The sequence below is a fragment of the Vibrio sinaloensis genome (assembly GCF_000808535.1).
Taxonomy (GTDB): Bacteria; Pseudomonadota; Gammaproteobacteria; order Enterobacterales; family Vibrionaceae; genus Vibrio; species Vibrio sinaloensis_D.
The window spans coordinates 1-362 of the sequence record NZ_JWLV01000039.1 but is presented as its reverse complement, the minus strand read 5'-3'; the positions used below and the strand labels follow the sequence as shown (position 1 = coordinate 362).

Below are 362 nucleotides of genomic sequence, written 5' to 3'. Positions count from 1 at the left end.
ACGTTGCCGCTGCCATCCACAGTCAGTGTTTGCGTTTGGTTGTTGCTGTCGACATACGTCACAACCATCTCACCGATGTCACCCGCTTCCGCGGTGTAACCGTCGGTGGTTGGCGCAAGGTTCACCACCACTGGCGCTTCGGTCTCGTTAGAGAGTGAAACCGTGAATACGGCGTCAGTGCCTTCGTTCACATCACCACCGCCTGTCACGGTAAGCTCTGGCTTGTCATTATCTGGCGTGCCCGGACCTGGGCCCGTACCGTCGTCTTTGATGGTTGCGCTGCCGGTCGCACTGCCGTTTGAGGTCACGTTGTTACTCTCAGTAACTACAAGACCAAAGGTCTCGTCACCTTCGTAGACATC

General features: G+C 56.4%; 1 protein-coding gene. It reads right to left on the bottom strand.

What is annotated here, in order from left to right; all coding sequences use genetic code 11:
- Nucleotides 1–362, bottom strand: a 362-nt coding sequence (locus RJ47_RS21485) for a hypothetical protein (RefSeq protein WP_039485328.1), incomplete at both ends; no start/stop codon positions are given.